We start from the raw sequence: 15,780 nt of genomic DNA on the forward strand, positions 1-15,780 counted from the left end.
GTACGCCATGCTGGATGCGATCTATTCCATTGTCGAAGATCCCGCGGTTGCCATTGCGCTGCTCGTATCGCTGGCGGTTTTCGCCACCATTTACACAGCCCTGCCGGCGTTCAGCGGCTCCCCGCTGAAGCAGCGCATGAAGTCGGTTGCCCTGGAGCGTGACGAGTTGCGCGCCCGGCAGCGTGCCCGCCTTGCCGCAGAATCGGATCGTCGCCGCCGCACAGGCGCGGCCGCCGGGTCGCTGCGCGAAGAACAATCGGTCGGCATGCGCGCGGTGGTGGACCGGCTCGACCTGCGCCGCGCCTTGGCCGACGAAGGCACCATGAACTCGCTGCGCATGGCGGGTTTTCGCGGTCAGAACCCGATGACGCGGTTCCTGTTTTTCCGCCTTGTGCTGCCGTTTGTCGGACTTGCCTTGGCGCTGTTCTACATCTTCGTCATGGGCGGGCTCGCCGAAAAGCCCTTCTTCATCAAGCTGTTTGTTTGCATCCTGTCCGCCTATGCCGGCTTTTACCTGCCGGTGCTTTACGTCACCAACCGCGCGTCCAAGCGCAAGACGTCGATCCAGACAGCGTGGCCGGACGCGCTCGACCTGATGCTGATCTGTGTGGAATCCGGCATGTCGATCGAAGCCGCGTTCCGCAAGGTCGCCGACGAGATCGGCGTGCAGTCGCACGAGCTCGCGGAAGAATTCGTGCTGACCAACGCCGAGTTGTCCTTCCTGCAGGAACGGCGCCAGGCCTATGAAAACCTGGCGAACCGCACGGGATTGGAGTCGGTGAAGAGCGTCAGCCAGGCGTTGATCCAGGCGGAACGCTACGGAACGCCCGTGTCACACGCGCTGCGCGTGCTGGCGCAGGAAAGCCGCGAGTTGCGCATGAACGCGGCCGAAAAAAAGGCCGCCGCGCTGCCGCCGAAGCTTACCGTTCCGATGATCCTGTTCTTCCTGCCGGTTCTGTTCGGCGTGATCCTTGGGCCTGCCGGGATCCAGGTATCCGAGCGGTTCGGCTCAGGCGAAGCAGCGCGCCCGGCTAACTAAAGGATTGGGGAAGCTGTGTGCGCGGCTAGCCAGGCCGCCGGAATGCAGTCGGCGCACCGTAAAGGTAGCCGATACGCTGTACCGCACCAGCGAGGGATTCGCGGGTCACGCACATTGTGTGCCCGCTTGCATGCACAATCTCGTCCGGACCGGCAACGATCGCCACATGGCCTTTCCAGAACACGAGGTCTCCGCGCTTGAGGAGCGAGTAGTCGGGTCCGGGTCCAATCGGCTCCCCGATCGTGCTGGCCTGCATGTCGGTGTCGCGCAATGCAAACATGCCGGCCATCCGCATGGCGAGCTGGACGAGGCCTGAGCAGTCGATGCCGAACGCCGATGCGCCGCCCCAGAGATAAGGAGTGTTCAGAAGGCTTTCGGCCACATCCACATAATCGAGCACGGCGTAGGGAAGCGGTTGCAAGTGCTTTGTGATGAGAGCTTCGCCGGTTTCAAGCAGCGAATATTCCGTTCCGCGGGTTTCGGCTTCCTCCGTCACCTGGACGACGCTGCCGAGCGACAAGGCGCGCCGGCGGGGAAACCGCAAGTCCGGTCCCGCATAAACGAAGGTGCGCGGTGCAGCGACGACATGGGTGGGCGTTCCCAGCACCGGCGCCAGTGCCTCCGCCTCTAGGTAGCCGACATAGCCGTCCTGCGCCTGCACCCAGGCAAAGCCGTCGCGCTGTTCAAATACCCGCACGTCTTCGCCATGCAGGACCTGCGTGTCCAGCCCTGCTTCCAACTGGGGTTCGCGCAAAAGATCGGCAACGGGAACAACGATGCGCGCCGGCTGCCCTTCCACGAAAGCGTCGGCCTCCACCTGCCCCTGCAGGCGGGTATCCGCCAGATCGGGTCGAAAAGCGTGGAGGCGGCGGTCCAAGGCGGTCATGTCGGCAATTCCCGTGCTTTGGCGATGATGGTGTCGCCAATCTTTTCAACGAACAGTGAACCCTCAACGGTACGACGCACGAGAACGTTGCGCTTGTCGGCTTCGTCGCGGTGGCGTGCCACGAGCTTCATGGCGCCCATCGTATCCAGCGCCCGGGTGATCACCGGTTTTGTGACCTGCAGCCGCGCGGCCAGACCGCGGATCGTGTGCGGCGGCGGCTCAAGGTAGACGGTGAGCAGGATCGCCAACTGCCGGATGGTCAGATCCGGTGCATCGTCCACGACCTGCGCCAGCGTGACTTCACGCCAAAGGCCGAGCGCCTGACCTGGACGGAGCGTGACCGGCATGCAGAACAATCTCGGTCGTTACGGTTCCGTATCAAGTAGCGAAGGTGAGCGGTGTCGGCAAGCGGTCACGCGGAGCCGAAGCGACGTGTCAGGTAATGTTCCAGGGCGCGGATGCCCTGCGCTTCACCGCCCGTCGGGCAATGGGGCTTGTCGCTCGGGCACCAGCCATAGATGTCGAAATGAGCCCAGCAATGGGCCTTTTCGACGAACTTTTTCAGGAACAAAGCCGCCGTGACCGCACCGGCCATGCCATCGGCATTGACGTTGTTTGTGTCGGCGATTTTGGAAGAAAGCCGCGAAGCGTAGGGCTTGTAGAGCGGCAGGCGCCACAACGGATCTGCGACGGCTTCCGCGGCGGAGGCGAGGTTGAAAGCAAGCGTCGTGTCGTCGGTGAAGAACGGCGGCACCTCGGGCCCAAGCGCCACGCGCGCCGCACCGGTGAGCGTTGCCATGTCGATCAGGAGGTCGGGACTTTCTTCATCCGCCAAGGCCAATGCATCCGCCAGAACGAGGCGACCTTCCGCGTCCGTGTTTCCGACTTCCACGCTGATGCCTTTGCGGCTTTGCAGCACGTCGCTCGGGCGGAAGGCATTGGCTGAAACTGCATTTTCCACGGCGGGGATCAGGACGCGCAGGCGAATGTTCAACTTGGCGGCCATCAGCATGGACGCGAGGCCGAGCACATTGGCCGCGCCCCCCATGTCCTTTTTCATCAGGAGCATGTTGCTGGCGGGCTTGAGGTCGAGGCCGCCAGTATCGAAGCATACGCCCTTCCCCACCAAAGTGACCTTCGGCGCGGTTCTCTTGCCCCAGCTGAGGTCGATCAAGCGGGGCGCCTGTGCAGAAGCGCGCCCGACGGCATGGATCATCGGGAAGTTCGCCTTCAGGAGTGCATCCCCCTTGGTGACCTCCACCTTGGCCCGGAAGCGCTTCGCAAGCGCTTGTGCTGCGTCTTCGAGCTCGGCCGGCCCCATGTCGTTGGCTGGCGTGTTGATCAGGTCACGCGCCAGAAACACCCCGTCGGCAATGCGGTTGAGCTGGACGCGGTCCGCGCCTCCGGCAAAAAGGTTGATCGTGCGGCCCGGTTTCTTGCCGTAGCGCGTGAAGGCATAGCCGCCAAGCAGAACGCCGAGCGTGGCAAGGCCGATATCGGCCGTGTCGTTGGGTGCAAGATACCAGTCCCCTTCGGGAAGAGCGCGGGAAAGGGCACCGGTCGACAGCGCGGTCAAACCGCCGTCCTCCAAGCTGCCAACGCCGCACAAGGCGCCAACAAGCCGCCCGTGATCACCGGGGATCAGCAACACCCGCCCCGCTTCGCCGGTGAAATCGTTCAACCGAGCCCAGTCGCGCGTCAGTTCGGGCACATCCTGATCCGATCCCCGGCCCACGAGGTAGACGGGCAGGGCGGCTCTAGAACGCTTGCTGGCGAGTTCGACGGGCATGGGTGGGATGATCCTCTCCTGAACGCGGCGGGCTTGTTCGCCCCGCTCTCGTTTAACGATCCGTTAGGGTTAACGGATTACTGCTGGCAGGTGACGGGAGCCGGCGGGGGCCGGACCATCGAAACGGGGCCGCTGCCGATGTTCATGAATCGCCGCGCAATTTCAATCCGCAATCGCTGGAGCAGGGTCGGTCTGGCGCTGGCGCTGGCAGCCGGCGTGGCGTCGTGCTCGTCGGTCAGCCGCGAAACAACCGGCTCGGTGGATCGCAATGCGAAGCCGATCGCCCAGATGTCCAGCAGCGAGCTGGAGCGCGTCGCGCTTAAGCTCGGCCAGGCCTACAGCAAGAAGCCCTCGGACAAGGCAACCGCGTTGCGCTATGCTGCCGTGTTGCAGATGAATGGCAGCTCCGATCAAGCGCTTGCTGTGATGCGCAAGTCCGCGATTGATCATCCCAAGGACCGGGACGTGCTTGCGGCCTATGGCAAGGCCCTGGCCGCCGATGGGCAGTTCGAACCCGCCTTGCAGGCTGTGCGCCGCGCCCAAACGCCGGAATATCCGGATTGGCGGCTGTTGAGTGCCGAAGCGGCCATCCTCGACCAGCTCGGTCAACGCAAGGAAGCACGCAGCCTTTACCGCCGCGCCCTGGAGCTGAAGCCCAACGAGGCGTCCGTGCTTTCCAACCTCGGCATGTCCTATGTGCTGGACGGTGATCTGAAGAGCGCTGAAACCCACATGCGCGAAGCGGCCGCGGCGCCCGGCGCCGATAGCCGCGTGCGCCAGAACCTGGCGCTGGTGGTGGGTTTGCAGGGGCGTTTCCAGGAAGCCGAAGCCCTGGCGCAGCAGGAGCTTTCCGCTGACCAGGCACAAGCCAACGTGGCTTACCTGCGCCAGATGCTGGCGCAGCAGAATGCCTGGAACGATCTCAAGAAGGAAGACAAGGAGCGCAGCAACACAAACTGAGACTGCTTGCGCTCAAAGCGCGCCTAGCGGGCGCGGCGACGCTCGGCAACGGGCTGGAAGGCGACGCGTGCGTGATAGGCGCAGTATGGGCTGCTGTCCTTCGCGTCATTGCCGCAGAAATTGAACTCTTCGGAAAGAGGGTCGCCGTTTGGCCATTTGCAGGTGCGCTCGCTGAGCTCCACCAGATGCAAACGGCGCGAAATCGGCACCACCACATCGCTTGTCGGGCGCATCACCTGCTGCGCAGCCGGCTCCATGTCGAACTGAACCTGAAGGGCGGTGGCGCCGACCGAAGCGGTGACGATCCGCTGCGGCTGGGCAACCGAGCGCATCGTTGTAACCGACTTCTGGACCGGTGCGGTCGCAACCGTCTTCTTCTTGGCCGCTGGTGCAGCAGCCGTTGCCCGGCCGCGGCTCGACAATTTCAGCCGGTGAACCTTGCCGATCACGGCGTTACGGCTGACGCTTCCCAGCTGAGCCGCGATCTGGCTTGCGCTCAAACCTTCAGTCCAAAGCTTCTTGAGGAGTTCAACTCGCTCGTCTGTCCACATGTTTCCACGCTCCGTTCCGACGGTGCGGCAAGCCGAATCCATCATCCATCCAGTCGATCTGACCGGTTGAATGTACTACATCTATTCGGGTGACTAGGTTCGCCGCACGAAATCTAGTTGTCTCGTAAGCACAAACTAATGACCGCGTGACTCGGTGACAAGAGTCCCCGGCGGCGAGCGAATCGCTTTTCGAAGTTTTCCCCAACTTGCCCGACGCGGCTGCAAGCTTCGCGCAATCCTCGTTGCGCACTCGTTCGCGCGAGCATGCGAGTCGCTTTCCTTGAGGCGCCGTCGCGTTGACATCATTTTGGAAAGACCCAATATAGCCGCAAACAAGCCGCCCTGGGGCGGCTTTTTGATTTTGCAGCAAGCCACCTTGAGCAGTCCCGACAGTCGGGCAGGGGATGGGGATTATGACCGGATCGGCGCTTTACCAGACCTTTTCACGGGCGCCTCTCGCTTTTGACCGCGGCGAGGGCACCTGGCTGATCACGGTGGATGGCGAGCGCTACCTGGATTTCGCCGGCGGCATCGCCGTGAATTCGCTCGGGCACGCCCATCCGCATCTCGTTCAGGCGCTGAACGAGCAGGCGGGCAAGCTTTGGCATACGTCCAATCTTTACCAGATACCGGGGCAGGAGCGTCTGGCCGAGCGGCTCGTGGCGGCAACGTTCGCGGACAAGGTTTTCTTCACCAACTCAGGCGCCGAAGCGCTGGAATGCGCCATCAAAACGGCTCGCCGCTACCACTTCGTCAAAGGACAGCCGGACCGGTTCCGCATCCTGACCTTCCAGGGCGCGTTCCACGGCCGGACGTTGGCAACCATTGCCGCCGGCGGCCAGGAAAAATATCTGGAAGGCTTCGGACCCAAGGTTGAGGGCTTCGACCAGGTGGGGTGGGACGACATCGAGGCTGTTCGGGCAGCCATCACGCCGGAAACGGCAGCGATCCTGATCGAGCCCGTTCAGGGGGAAGGCGGCTTGCGGCCGGCAAGCGCGCAATATCTCAGCCAGTTGCGCGCGCTGTGCGACGAGCACGGCCTGCTGCTGATCTTCGACGAGGTCCAGTGCGGCATTGGGCGCACCGGCAAGCTGTTCGCTTATGAATGGTCCGGTGTCGCGCCGGACCTGATGGCCATCGCCAAAGGCATCGGCGGCGGCTTCCCTGTGGGTGCCTGCCTCGCGACCGAAGACGCCGCATCGGGCATGACGCCGGGCGTGCATGGAACCACCTTCGGCGGCAACCCGCTGGCCATGGCTGTGGGCAACGCGGTGCTGGACGTGGTTCTCGAAGACGGTTTCCTCGATGAGGTCACGCGCAAGGCCAACCTCATGAAGCAGGGTCTGGCCGAGATTGCCGACACCTTTCCCGAGGTCGTGGAAGGGATCCGCGGCTCCGGCCTCATGCTCGGCTTGAAGTGTCGCATGCCGAACGGCACAGTGAATGCGGCATTGCGCGACCACAAGTTCCTGGCCGTTCCGGCCGGCGACAACGTGGTGCGCCTGCTGCCGCCCTTGACGGTGAGCGATGAGGAAATTCGCGACGGGCTGGGACGCATCCGCGCTGCGGCCGAAGAGCTGCACGCCACGCATGGAACCGCAGCATGAGCGTCAGGCACTTTACCGACCTGGCCACAATGGCACCGGCAACGCTGCGCGCCATTCTCCAGGATGCGGAAACACGCAAACGGCAGCTGAAGGCGGGCGAGCGGTCTCGTCCGCTCGAGGGCAAGGCGCTGGCCATGATCTTCGACAAGCCGTCGACGCGTACGCGCGTTTCGTTTGATGTTGGCATGCGCCAGCTCGGCGGTGAAACCATCATGCTGACGGGCACGGAGATGCAGCTTGGCCGCTCCGAAACGATTGCCGATACCGCAAAGGTCCTGTCGCGCTACGTGGATGCCATCATGATCCGCACCACCGATCATGCCCGCCTCGTGGAACTGACGGAAAACGCGACGATCCCGGTGATCAACGGTTTGACGGATGAAACGCATCCATGCCAGCTGATGGCGGATGTGATGACCTATGAGGAACATCGCGGGTCCGTGAAGGACAAGCTGTTTGCCTGGACGGGCGACGGCAACAATGTGCTGCATTCCCTGATCGAGGCTTCGGCGCGCTTCGAGTTCCGCCTCAACGTGGCGGTGCCCGCAGGCAGCGAGCCCGTAGATCGCTTTACGCAATGGGCGAATGCGAATGGCGGGCGGGTCACCTTCACCAAAACGGCGGAAGAAGCCGTCGACGGCGCGGATTGCGTGCTGACCGACACCTGGGTGTCGATGGGCTTCGAAGACAAGGCGCGGGGGCACAACGTGTTTCTGCCCTATCAGGTCAACAAGGCCTTGATGGACCGCGCGCGTCCTGAAGCCTTGTTCATGCACTGCTTGCCGGCCCATCGCGGCGAAGAAGTCACGGACGAGGTGATCGACGGTCCGCATTCCGTGGTTTTTGACGAAGCCGAAAACCGGCTCCATGCGCAAAAGGCTGTTCTGGCTTGGTGCTTTGGCCTCGATGCTGCTGCGGAAGGAAAGCCAGTTGGCTGACAGGATTCCGCGATTGGGTGAGTTCGACGTCGCAGGGGACGATCATGTCGTGCCCTTCGAGGTAGCGCCGCTCGACGTGCGCGGCCGTACCGTTCAGCTCGGCCCCATGATCGATAGCATCCTGGCGCGGCATGATTATCCCGAGGTCGTGTCGCGGCTGCTGGCGGAAGCCATCGTCCTGACCGTTCTAATCGGCACCTCACTGAAGTTCGAAGGCAAGTTCATCCTGCAAACCCGTACGGATGGCCCCGTCGACCTGATTGTCGCGGATTTCGCCTCCCCATCATCCGTGCGAGGCTATGCCCGCTTCGATGACGAGCGGCTGGCCGCGGCAACCGCCGAAAACACCACGAGCACGGCCGAGCTCCTAGGCAGCGGCGTTCTTGCCCTGACAATCGACCAGGGCATGCACATGCAGCGCTACCAGGGCATCGTGCAGTTGGAAAACACCTCGTTCGAGGATGTCGCCCGCATCTATTTCCGGCAATCCGAACAAATCCCCACCGAGGTGCGGCTGGCCGTGGCCAAGCAGATCATCCCGGGGGATGGCGGCGCGGAGGAGCGCTGGCGCGCCGGCGGCATGCTGGCGCAGTTCCTGCCGCAGGCACCGGAGCGGCTGAGGGTTCGCGACCTGCCGGGTGGCGACGGCGATACGGAAACGGAGATTGCCGAAGGGCCGGAAGACAATGCCTGGCTTGAACTCGTGGCGCTGATGGAAACAATCGAGCCCGACGAATTGTTTGACCCGACCGTCGGCGCGGAGCGCCTTTTATTCCGCCTGTTCAATGAACATGGCGTGCGCGTGTTCGAAAGCGTCGAAGTGCGCGACGATTGTTCCTGTTCGTCAGACAAGATCCGCGGCATCCTCGAAGGCTTTTCTGCGGAAGAGATCCTGGAAAGCACGGAGCCGGACGGCCGCATCCATGTGAGCTGCGAGTTCTGCTCCACGCGCTACGATTTCGACCCGGCGGAGTTCGTCGCCAAGAACTAGTTCACCGTCCGGCCTGCTGGCGTTGGCATGTCGAGCGAGAAGGCGGGGATGTCGACGCTGAACAGCGTGCCGTCGGCCGTGCGCATGTCATAGCGCCCGACCATGAAGCCGGATGGCGTCGTCAACGGGCATCCCGACGTATACTGGAAGCTGTCGCCGGGCTCGAGTTCCGGTTGCTCGCCCATCACGCCAGGCCCGTCGACGGTGTTCACCTTGCCGCGCGCATCGGTGATCTCCCAATGCCGCGCCAAAAGCTTGACCCACCGATCGGACTGGTTGTCGATCGTGACTCGGTAGGCCCATACATACTGGCTCGCCGCCGGATCAGAGCGATCGGCGAGGAAAAAAGGCTCTACGGTGACTTCGATGTCGAAGGTGATGGCGCGGTACATGGTAAGGGAGCTAGGCCTCGGGTGCTGCGGCTTCAACCTCGACAGGCGTGGCAAAGGTCTGATGCCGGAAATCGGTGGCGCGCGACATGCTTGATGGCTGGGCGCGCAGGAAGATCGACCCGGCTCTGGATGCAATGGCAGCCCGGCTGGTAAGGGCTGGCGTCAGCGCGAACGCTGTGACCTGGGGCGCTTTTGCGGTCGGTGCGGCTGCGGCGCTCGCGGTTGCGCATGGATGGTTCCTGGCTGGTGCAGTTTTCCTGCTGATCAGCCGGCTGGGCGACGGGCTCGATGGCGCCGTGGCGAAGCGGCGCGGCCGGACCGACCTTGGCGGCTTTCTTGATATCACGCTGGATTTCGCCTTTTACGGGCTGATCCCGCTCGGCTTCGTTGTTGCAGACCAACAGGCGAATGGTGTGGCCGGTGCCGTTCTGCTCGCGGCCTTCTATGCGAATGGGGCCAGTTTCCTGGCCTATGCGATCATGGATGAAAAGCGCGGGCTCGCGAGCGACGCCCGCGGACCAAAATCGCTGTTCTTCACCACCGGCCTTGCTGAAGCCACCGAAACCATCGCGATTTTCCTGGCAATGTGCCTTTTTCCGCGCTGGTTCCCGGTGCTGGCGTACGGCTTTGCGGCCGTCACGGTTTATACCACGGTGGCGCGGATCGTTCTGGCGACCCGCGCCTTTCGCTGAACGGGATCAGGCTTGCGCGAGCGCCTGGTCGAGATCGGCGACGAGGTCGACTGGATCTTCCAAGCCCACTGACAAGCGCAGCGTTCCATCGGTGATGCCGACTTGCGCCCGCGCTTCCGCTGTCATGTTCTTGTGCGTGGTCGTTGCCGGATGGGTGATCAGGCTCTTCGCGTCGCCGAGATTGTTGGAAATCAGGATGATGTCCAGGGCGTTGGACAGGTTAAAGGCCGATCCCTTGCCGCCCTTCAGCTCCAGACAAACCAGCGTTGAGCCGCCCTTCATCTGGCGCGCAATGATGTCGGCCTGCGGGTGATCCTTGCGGCCGGGGTAAAGCACCTTCGCAACTTTCGGATGGTCGGCCAGGAAGTCTGCGATCTTGGCCGCGCTTTCCGTTTGCTGCTTGACCCGCAACGGCAGCGTTTCAAGCCCCTTCAGAAGCGTCCAGGCGTTGAACGGCGACAGGCTGGGCCCGGTGTGCCGGAAATAGTCATGCAGGTTTTCGTCGATCCACTTCTTGTCCGACAACACGATGCCACCAAGACAGCGCCCCTGGCCGTCTATGTGCTTGGTTGCGGAATAGACCACCACATGGGCGCCGAGCTCCAGCGGCTTTTGCTGCAGCGGGGTGGCAAAAACATTGTCCACCACCACGCGGGCACCGGCGCCATTGGCAATCTTGGCAACAGCCGCGATGTCCACGACTTCCAGCGTTGGATTGGTCGGGCTTTCAAGGAAGAACAGCTTCGTGTTGGGGCGCACGGCCTGTTCCCACGCCTGAAGGTCTCGGCCATCCACCAGCGTTGTTTCAATCCCGTAGCGCGGCATCAGTGTTTCCACGATCCAACGGCAGGAGCCGAACAAGGCTTGAGCCGCAACAACATGGTCGCCCGCTTTCACGCTGCACAGGAGTGCGGCCGCGACGGCCGCCATGCCCGATGCGGTCGCCCGGGCGTCCTCTGCCCCTTCCAGCGCGCACATGCGCTTTTCGAACGTGTCGTTGGTGGGATTTGCGTAGCGCGAATAAACGAAGCCCGCGTCCTCGCCCTTGAAACGGGCTTCCGCTTGTTCCGCGCTGTCATAAACAAAGCCCTGCGTCAGGTAGATCGCTTCGGAGGTTTCGCCGAACTGCGATCGGTTGGTGCCGCCATGCACGAGCGTGGTTGCGGGCTTCCAGTTTCTGTTCGTCATCGTCGTTCCCAAACACAAAAAAACCGGCCGCATGATCGCAACCGGTCCCAAAGGCTGAACGCCCCCACGGCCCTTTAGCGACTTGTTTAACGTGGCTGCAAGCCGACCGGCCAAATCACCACGGGATGTGTTCCTTTAGACCCAGCTTGCAGTTTGCGTCAACCACATGCAATGACCTGTCGCGCGCGCGGTGCGCGGGAGTAGGGACGTTGCGGCCAGGTATCCTTCCAGACCGGCAGATCGCTGCCTTGTTTCAGTCTGGCGCGCTGGTGAGCGGTCGTGCGCTGGACGCCGACCAGATCCAGCCGGCAAGCCTGGACCTGCGCCTCGGCGCGAGGGCCTATCGCGTGCGGGCGAGCTTCCTTCCAGGCCGCGACCATACGGTTGCAGCCAAGCTCGAGCGGCTGAAACTGCACGAGATCGACCTCGGATCGGGCGCGGTGCTGGAAACCGGCTGCGTCTACATCGTGCCGCTCCTGGAAGTGCTGGCGCTGCCAAACGACGTCGCCGCATCCGCAAACCCGAAAAGTTCAACCGGCCGGCTCGACATCTTCACGCGCGTGATGACCGATCACGGCCAGGAATTCGACAAGATCCCGGCTGGCTACAACGGACCGCTTTATCTCGAAGTCAGCCCGCGCACCTTTCCGATCGTGGTACGCACGGGGTCACGTTTGTCGCAGATCCGCTTCCGCACCGGCGCCGCGCTTCTGGATGGCGCCGCGCTTCTCGACCTCCATGCGCGCGAAACGCTGGTGGCGTCCGACGTGCCCAACGTGACGGGTGGCGGCATCGCGCTGTCGATCGATCTTCGAGGCAGCGGCGGCGGTGTGATCGGCTATCGCGGCAAGCACCACACGGGGGTCGTGGACGTCGACAAGCGCGGGGCACAGGACGCCGCCGACTTCTGGGAACCGCTCAATGATCGCGGTCACGGCGAACTCATCCTGGATCCCGACGAGTTCTATATTCTGGTATCCCGCGAAGCGGTGCATGTGCCGCCTGAGTTCGCCGCCGAAATGACGCCCTTCGACCCGCTGGTGGGCGAATTTCGCGTCCACTACGCGGGCTTCTTCGATCCGGGCTTCGGCCATTCGGCGGCGGGCGGAACCGGCAGTCGCGCGGTGCTGGAAGTGCGCAGCCACGAAGTGCCCTTTATCCTCGAACATGGCCAGATCGTCGGGAGGCTCGTTTACGAGCACATGCAATCGCGTCCCGATGCGCTTTACGGCGCCGACCTGAAGTCGAACTACCAGGCGCAAGGCTTGAAGCTTTCTAAGCACTTCCGGTGATGAGGGGGGGCAAGCTCAGGCATCCCACGCTGAACCCTGCCGGGAGAAGTGGCTGACGGACAAAAGAAAAGCGGGCCGAAGCCCGCTTTTTCCTTTCAGCAGAGGCCGATTAGTAGCGGCGGATGACCTCGTCGCGATCGCGGCGGTCCCGACGGTCCTCGAAACGGTCGCCGCGTTCGGCGTCACGCCGATCTTGGCGCCATTCGCGGCGGTCTTCTCGACGATCCTGACGGGCCTCGCGACGGTCTTCCCGGCGCTCCTGGCGCCATTCGCGGCGATCATCGCGGTCCCACCGGGCACGATCACGATAAAAGGAGCGGCCGCGGTAATGGTTGTCCCAATAGTTGCCCACCGAAAAGCTGATGGTGGGGGCGCCAATTCGGGTCACCACGCGCGGACCGGTGTAACGACGACCGGCTTCCACGTAGGCAAGATAGTTGGACGACATCCAGCCGCGCTGGCGGCCATAAGCCACGTCGCACCAGGAGCGGTTGCTGAGGCAGCCGAACACGCGCACATCATCGCCGGCCGCTACGACATTCACGGCCGGGTAAGCGGTGGACGGACCAGCGCGCAGGTTGACGTTTGTTGTGGCGATCGCCGTTGAAGCGGCGGAAGCGATGCCGGGCAAGCCAGCCGCGGCCAGAACAACAGCCGCACCCAAGATTGTCTTCTTCATAAGAACCTCTTCTCTAATAGCCCGCAAAACCGAATGGCAGCGTCATGGGTTCCATTTACGCGCCGTGAGCTAAGCCAACGCTGAATGGGCCTGTCAGTTTCAGTTCATGTGGGAGAAGGGGATGGAGCGAGACAGTGGGACCCAAAAAAACGCCCGCGTGTACTCGTCCCGCTACGCCGCCTCAGGCGAAGTTGATTTCCTGACCGAGGCCCATGCGCGCCGCTTTCTTCAGCAGGGCATCGCCGAGCGCGATGTCGCTGAGGCTCAGGCCGCGATGCCAGAACAGGATGGTTTCTTCGTCGTTTTCACGGCCCGGCCTCTTGCCGGCAACGATCTGGCCGAGTTCGGCATGGAGGTTGTCTTCCGTGAGCTGGTCGGATTCCACATGCGGGCGCAGGGCGCCGTAGGGCAGGCCCTTGCGGCACTGGCCCCAGTCATCCACCACCATCTTGTCCATGATGTCGGTGAGCGACAGTTCCACGGCACTCATCGTCCCGTAAGGCACGACAAAAGCGGCGGGCTTGATCCATTCGGTCTTGAGCAGCGGCGTCGGTTCCGGCAGGCGCGACGCTTCCACCACGATATCGGCGTCGCGCACGCAGCTTTCCCAATCGTCGGTCACGACGATGCGCTTGCCAAGATCGGCTTCGAGCTTGCGGGCAAAGGCTTCACGGCTTTCTGGGCGCCGCGAATGAACACGGATCTCGTCGAAGTCGTAGAGGTGGTTGAGAAGGCGCACGTTCCAGTACGCCGTGCCGCGCGCACCGATATGGCCAAGCACCTTGCTGTTCTTGCGGGCAAGATAGCGCGCGCCGAGGGCCGTCATCGCGCCGGTCCGCATGTCCGTGATGGAGGTCGCGTCAAGCATGGCGCGCAGAACGCCAGTTTCGGGATCAAACAGATTGAGCACCGCAAGTTCGGAAGGCAGGCCGCGCTTGTAGTTGTCCACGAAGTCCCCGACGATCTTCACGCCGGCATAGCCGAGCGGCTTCACATAGCCGCGCAGGACGTTGAAGTGGCCCTTGGCAGAGTCTTCGGGGACGAGGTGCATCCGCGGCTCAATGACCGTTTCTCCCTCGCCCTGCGCCTTCAGGCCGGCTTCCACGGCCGCAAGAATCTCATCGTCGCTCAAGGCCGCCTGTTCGACGGTGGAACGATTGAGGAAGGTGAAGTTGATCGCGTCCATGTCGTCTCCGGCGGCATTGAAGTTGAGAAAGGGTATTTGTCTATACAAGATAGAGCACTGTTCCGCTGAAGACGAGACAGGGGTGAAGGTGCGCGAAGCATCGGAACACGCCGCCTAATTTATGCATGCGCAGGCAGGCGTTGATGCGTTCGACCTGGAGTCTGGGAGGGGCTTTGGAGCGGGTAGCGGGAATCGAACCCGCGCGTTCAGCTTGGGAAGCTGACAGGCTACCATTACATCATACCCGCGCAGGTAAAACTGCTAGCATGGCGGCGGGTGCGTCGCAACGTGGAAGGCTGCCTGAGCGCTTGAGAAGTGGCGCCTTGATGCTGCCGGACTGCATGTTTATCTGCTCTGCCGAAGGGCCGCAAACCGGCGGCACGGGCCGAAGAAGGGCAAACCATCCATGTCGGGAACTCTGACGCGTTTTCTGGGCGACAGCCCGCTGCGGATCCTGATCAAGCTCGTCGTGGTCTCCTTTCTGGTCGGCATCCTCATGGCTGCGTTCGACTGGACCCCGATGGACATCATCGGGCAGATCACCGACGTCTTCTACGCCATCTGGAACATGGGCTTCTTCGCCGTGGATCGCTTTGTGGGTTATCTCCTGCTCGGCGCCGCTATCGTGGTCCCGGTTTTCCTGCTTTTGCGCTTGCTGAACTGGCGCCGCTAGCCCGTCAAACCAGACTGGCGGCGGTTTCAAACAGAATCGCGTGACGCGTTGCTACAGCGTCGATGTCCCGGGAATAGCCGCCGCCGATGACGCCGCAAACCGGGACGGAACGGTCGCGGCAGGTTTGCAGAACGGCAAGGTCGCGGCGGCGCAGACCATCGCTGCTCAAGGAAAGGCGTCCAAGGCGGTCGTCATGGTGAGGGTCGACACCCGCGTTAAAGAAAACGAGATCGGGGCGGAGTTCCGTGATCAGCTCGGGAAGGTGCCGTGAGAGCACGTCCAGATAAGCGTCATCTCCGGTGCCGTCCGGCAAGGGAACGTCACGATCCGACCGAGCCTTTTGAATTGGGTAGTTGCGCTCGCCATGCATGGAAAAGGTAAAGGCGCGCGGTTCATCGGCCAGGATGTCGGCCGTGCCGTCACCCTGGTGGACATCGAGATCAACAATCAAAATTCGGTCGACCTCCCTGTGCGCAAGGAGAACGAGGCTGGCGACCGCCACGTCATTGAGGGTGCAGAAGCCGGCGCCTTGCGCGTGGCGGGCATGGTGACTGCCACCGGCCGTGTTGCACGCCAGGCCGGTTTGGAGCGCCAGCCGGGCGGCAAGCAGCGTGCCGGCCGTGGCGAGCTGCGCGCGACGCGACACGCGCGCGCTCACGGGAAAGCCGATGTCCCGCTCGATGGCAGGCGGCACGGCACAGGCGACGACCTGATCCACGTAAAGCGGGCTGTGGGCGAGCTTGAGCAGCGAGGGATGCAGCAGATCGGGCTGGTACAGATTGTCGGAACCGACTAGCCCCCGCGCGTCCAGTTCACGCATCAGGGCGCTGTACTTGCCCATGGGAAAGCGGTGGCCGGGCTCGAAGCGGGCGTCGTAATCGGGATGATGAACAATCGGCAGGCGCATTGCTTCGGGA

Annotated in this window: 17 protein-coding genes, 1 tRNA gene and 1 riboswitch; of the genes, 8 read left to right on the forward strand and 10 right to left on the reverse strand. The window is 62.9% G+C overall.

Annotation, left to right across the window (positions count from 1 at the left end; genetic code table 11):
• Nucleotides 1–7: 7 nt before the first annotated feature.
• Nucleotides 8–1,039 carry a type II secretion system F family protein gene (locus tag J5Y06_RS18115; protein WP_209336600.1) on the forward strand — a complete coding sequence of 344 codons (1,032 nt, stop codon included), beginning with the start codon at nucleotides 8–10 and terminating at the stop codon, nucleotides 1,037–1,039.
• 25 nt (nucleotides 1,040–1,064) lie between these two features.
• On the opposite strand, the gene J5Y06_RS18120 is transcribed toward J5Y06_RS18115, so the two are convergent.
• The 3 genes from J5Y06_RS18120 to J5Y06_RS18130 form a co-directional block, all read right to left on the reverse strand.
• Complete coding sequence (locus J5Y06_RS18120; RefSeq protein WP_209336601.1) at nucleotides 1,065–1,925, reverse strand: C40 family peptidase; 861 nt, start codon at nucleotides 1,923–1,925, stop codon at nucleotides 1,065–1,067.
• Nucleotides 1,922–2,272, reverse strand: a complete 351-nt coding sequence (locus J5Y06_RS18125; RefSeq protein ID WP_209336602.1) for a MarR family winged helix-turn-helix transcriptional regulator — start codon at nucleotides 2,270–2,272, stop codon at nucleotides 1,922–1,924. Before J5Y06_RS18125 ends, J5Y06_RS18120 begins: the two co-directional genes overlap by 4 nt.
• 65 nt (nucleotides 2,273–2,337) lie before the next feature.
• Nucleotides 2,338–3,714: a leucyl aminopeptidase family protein gene (locus J5Y06_RS18130; protein ID WP_209336603.1), complete on the reverse strand. Its 1,377-nt coding sequence runs from the start codon at nucleotides 3,712–3,714 to the stop codon at nucleotides 2,338–2,340.
• Nucleotides 3,715–3,852: 138 nt separating this feature from the next.
• Here J5Y06_RS18130 and J5Y06_RS18135 point away from each other — a divergent pair, with 138 nt between their 5' ends.
• Nucleotides 3,853–4,674, forward strand: a complete 822-nt coding sequence (locus J5Y06_RS18135; RefSeq protein ID WP_209336604.1) for a tetratricopeptide repeat protein — start codon at nucleotides 3,853–3,855, stop codon at nucleotides 4,672–4,674.
• Between the two features lie 23 nt (nucleotides 4,675–4,697).
• On the opposite strand, the gene J5Y06_RS18140 is transcribed toward J5Y06_RS18135, so the two are convergent.
• Complete coding sequence (locus J5Y06_RS18140) at nucleotides 4,698–5,225, reverse strand: GcrA family cell cycle regulator (RefSeq protein WP_209336605.1); 528 nt, start codon at nucleotides 5,223–5,225, stop codon at nucleotides 4,698–4,700.
• 413 nt (nucleotides 5,226–5,638) lie between these two features.
• On the opposite strand from J5Y06_RS18140, the gene J5Y06_RS18145 reads away from it, so the two are divergent.
• From J5Y06_RS18145 to J5Y06_RS18155, 3 genes are read left to right on the forward strand one after another with little or no spacing between them, the layout of a single operon-like run.
• Nucleotides 5,639–6,832 (forward strand): aspartate aminotransferase family protein, encoded by a 1,194-nt coding sequence (locus J5Y06_RS18145; protein ID WP_209336606.1) that lies wholly within the window; start codon nucleotides 5,639–5,641, stop codon nucleotides 6,830–6,832.
• On the forward strand, nucleotides 6,829–7,770 hold the full coding sequence (gene argF / locus J5Y06_RS18150) for an ornithine carbamoyltransferase (protein WP_209336607.1): 942 nt from the start codon (nucleotides 6,829–6,831) through the stop codon (nucleotides 7,768–7,770). The genes J5Y06_RS18145 and argF overlap by 4 nt, the downstream gene beginning before the upstream one ends.
• On the forward strand, nucleotides 7,739–8,761 hold the full coding sequence (locus J5Y06_RS18155; RefSeq protein WP_209336721.1) for an Hsp33 family molecular chaperone: 1,023 nt from the start codon (nucleotides 7,739–7,741) through the stop codon (nucleotides 8,759–8,761). Before argF ends, J5Y06_RS18155 begins: the two co-directional genes overlap by 32 nt.
• Here J5Y06_RS18155 and apaG read toward each other — a convergent pair.
• Nucleotides 8,758–9,153 (reverse strand): Co2+/Mg2+ efflux protein ApaG, encoded by a 396-nt coding sequence (gene apaG, locus J5Y06_RS18160; protein WP_209336608.1) that lies wholly within the window; start codon nucleotides 9,151–9,153, stop codon nucleotides 8,758–8,760. The two genes, J5Y06_RS18155 and apaG, sit on opposite strands and share 4 nt — an antisense overlap.
• Before the next feature lie 86 nt (nucleotides 9,154–9,239).
• Here apaG and J5Y06_RS18165 point away from each other — a divergent pair, with 86 nt between their 5' ends.
• Nucleotides 9,240–9,845 carry a CDP-alcohol phosphatidyltransferase family protein gene (locus J5Y06_RS18165; RefSeq protein WP_209336722.1) on the forward strand — a complete coding sequence of 202 codons (606 nt, stop codon included), beginning with the start codon at nucleotides 9,240–9,242 and terminating at the stop codon, nucleotides 9,843–9,845.
• Nucleotides 9,846–9,851: 6 nt separating this feature from the next.
• On the opposite strand, the gene J5Y06_RS18170 is transcribed toward J5Y06_RS18165, so the two are convergent.
• Entirely contained in the window at nucleotides 9,852–11,033 is a 1,182-nt protein-coding gene (locus J5Y06_RS18170) for an O-succinylhomoserine sulfhydrylase (protein WP_209336609.1), read from the reverse strand.
• Between the two features lie 54 nt (nucleotides 11,034–11,087).
• Nucleotides 11,088–11,165: riboswitch (SAM riboswitch) on the reverse strand.
• A gap of 77 nt (nucleotides 11,166–11,242) precedes the next feature.
• On the opposite strand from J5Y06_RS18170, the gene J5Y06_RS18175 reads away from it, so the two are divergent.
• A complete protein-coding gene (locus J5Y06_RS18175; RefSeq protein ID WP_245248078.1) occupies nucleotides 11,243–12,325 on the forward strand; it encodes a 2'-deoxycytidine 5'-triphosphate deaminase in 1,083 nt (360 codons plus the stop codon).
• Nucleotides 12,326–12,434: 109 nt separating this feature from the next.
• On the opposite strand, the gene J5Y06_RS18180 is transcribed toward J5Y06_RS18175, so the two are convergent.
• From J5Y06_RS18180 to J5Y06_RS18190, 3 genes are all read right to left on the reverse strand, one after another.
• The gene (locus J5Y06_RS18180; protein ID WP_209336611.1) at nucleotides 12,435–13,004 is read right to left on the reverse strand and encodes an SH3 domain-containing protein; all 570 of its coding nucleotides are present in this window, start codon (nucleotides 13,002–13,004) and stop codon (nucleotides 12,435–12,437) included.
• Nucleotides 13,005–13,185: 181 nt separating this feature from the next.
• Nucleotides 13,186–14,190 (reverse strand): ornithine cyclodeaminase family protein, encoded by a 1,005-nt coding sequence (locus J5Y06_RS18185; RefSeq protein WP_209336612.1) that lies wholly within the window; start codon nucleotides 14,188–14,190, stop codon nucleotides 13,186–13,188.
• A gap of 174 nt (nucleotides 14,191–14,364) precedes the next feature.
• Nucleotides 14,365–14,438 (reverse strand) — tRNA-Gly (locus tag J5Y06_RS18190).
• A gap of 158 nt (nucleotides 14,439–14,596) precedes the next feature.
• Here J5Y06_RS18190 and J5Y06_RS18195 point away from each other — a divergent pair.
• On the forward strand, nucleotides 14,597–14,863 hold the full coding sequence (locus J5Y06_RS18195) for a DUF6460 domain-containing protein (protein ID WP_209336613.1): 267 nt from the start codon (nucleotides 14,597–14,599) through the stop codon (nucleotides 14,861–14,863).
• Nucleotides 14,864–14,867: 4 nt separating this feature from the next.
• Here J5Y06_RS18195 and J5Y06_RS18200 read toward each other — a convergent pair whose 3' ends face one another.
• A complete protein-coding gene (locus J5Y06_RS18200; RefSeq protein WP_209336614.1) occupies nucleotides 14,868–15,770 on the reverse strand; it encodes a histone deacetylase family protein in 903 nt (300 codons plus the stop codon).
• Between the last annotated feature and the right edge of the window lie 10 nt (nucleotides 15,771–15,780).

The organism is Tianweitania sediminis (assembly GCF_017813335.1).
Taxonomy (GTDB): domain Bacteria; phylum Pseudomonadota; class Alphaproteobacteria; order Rhizobiales; family Rhizobiaceae; genus Tianweitania; species Tianweitania sediminis.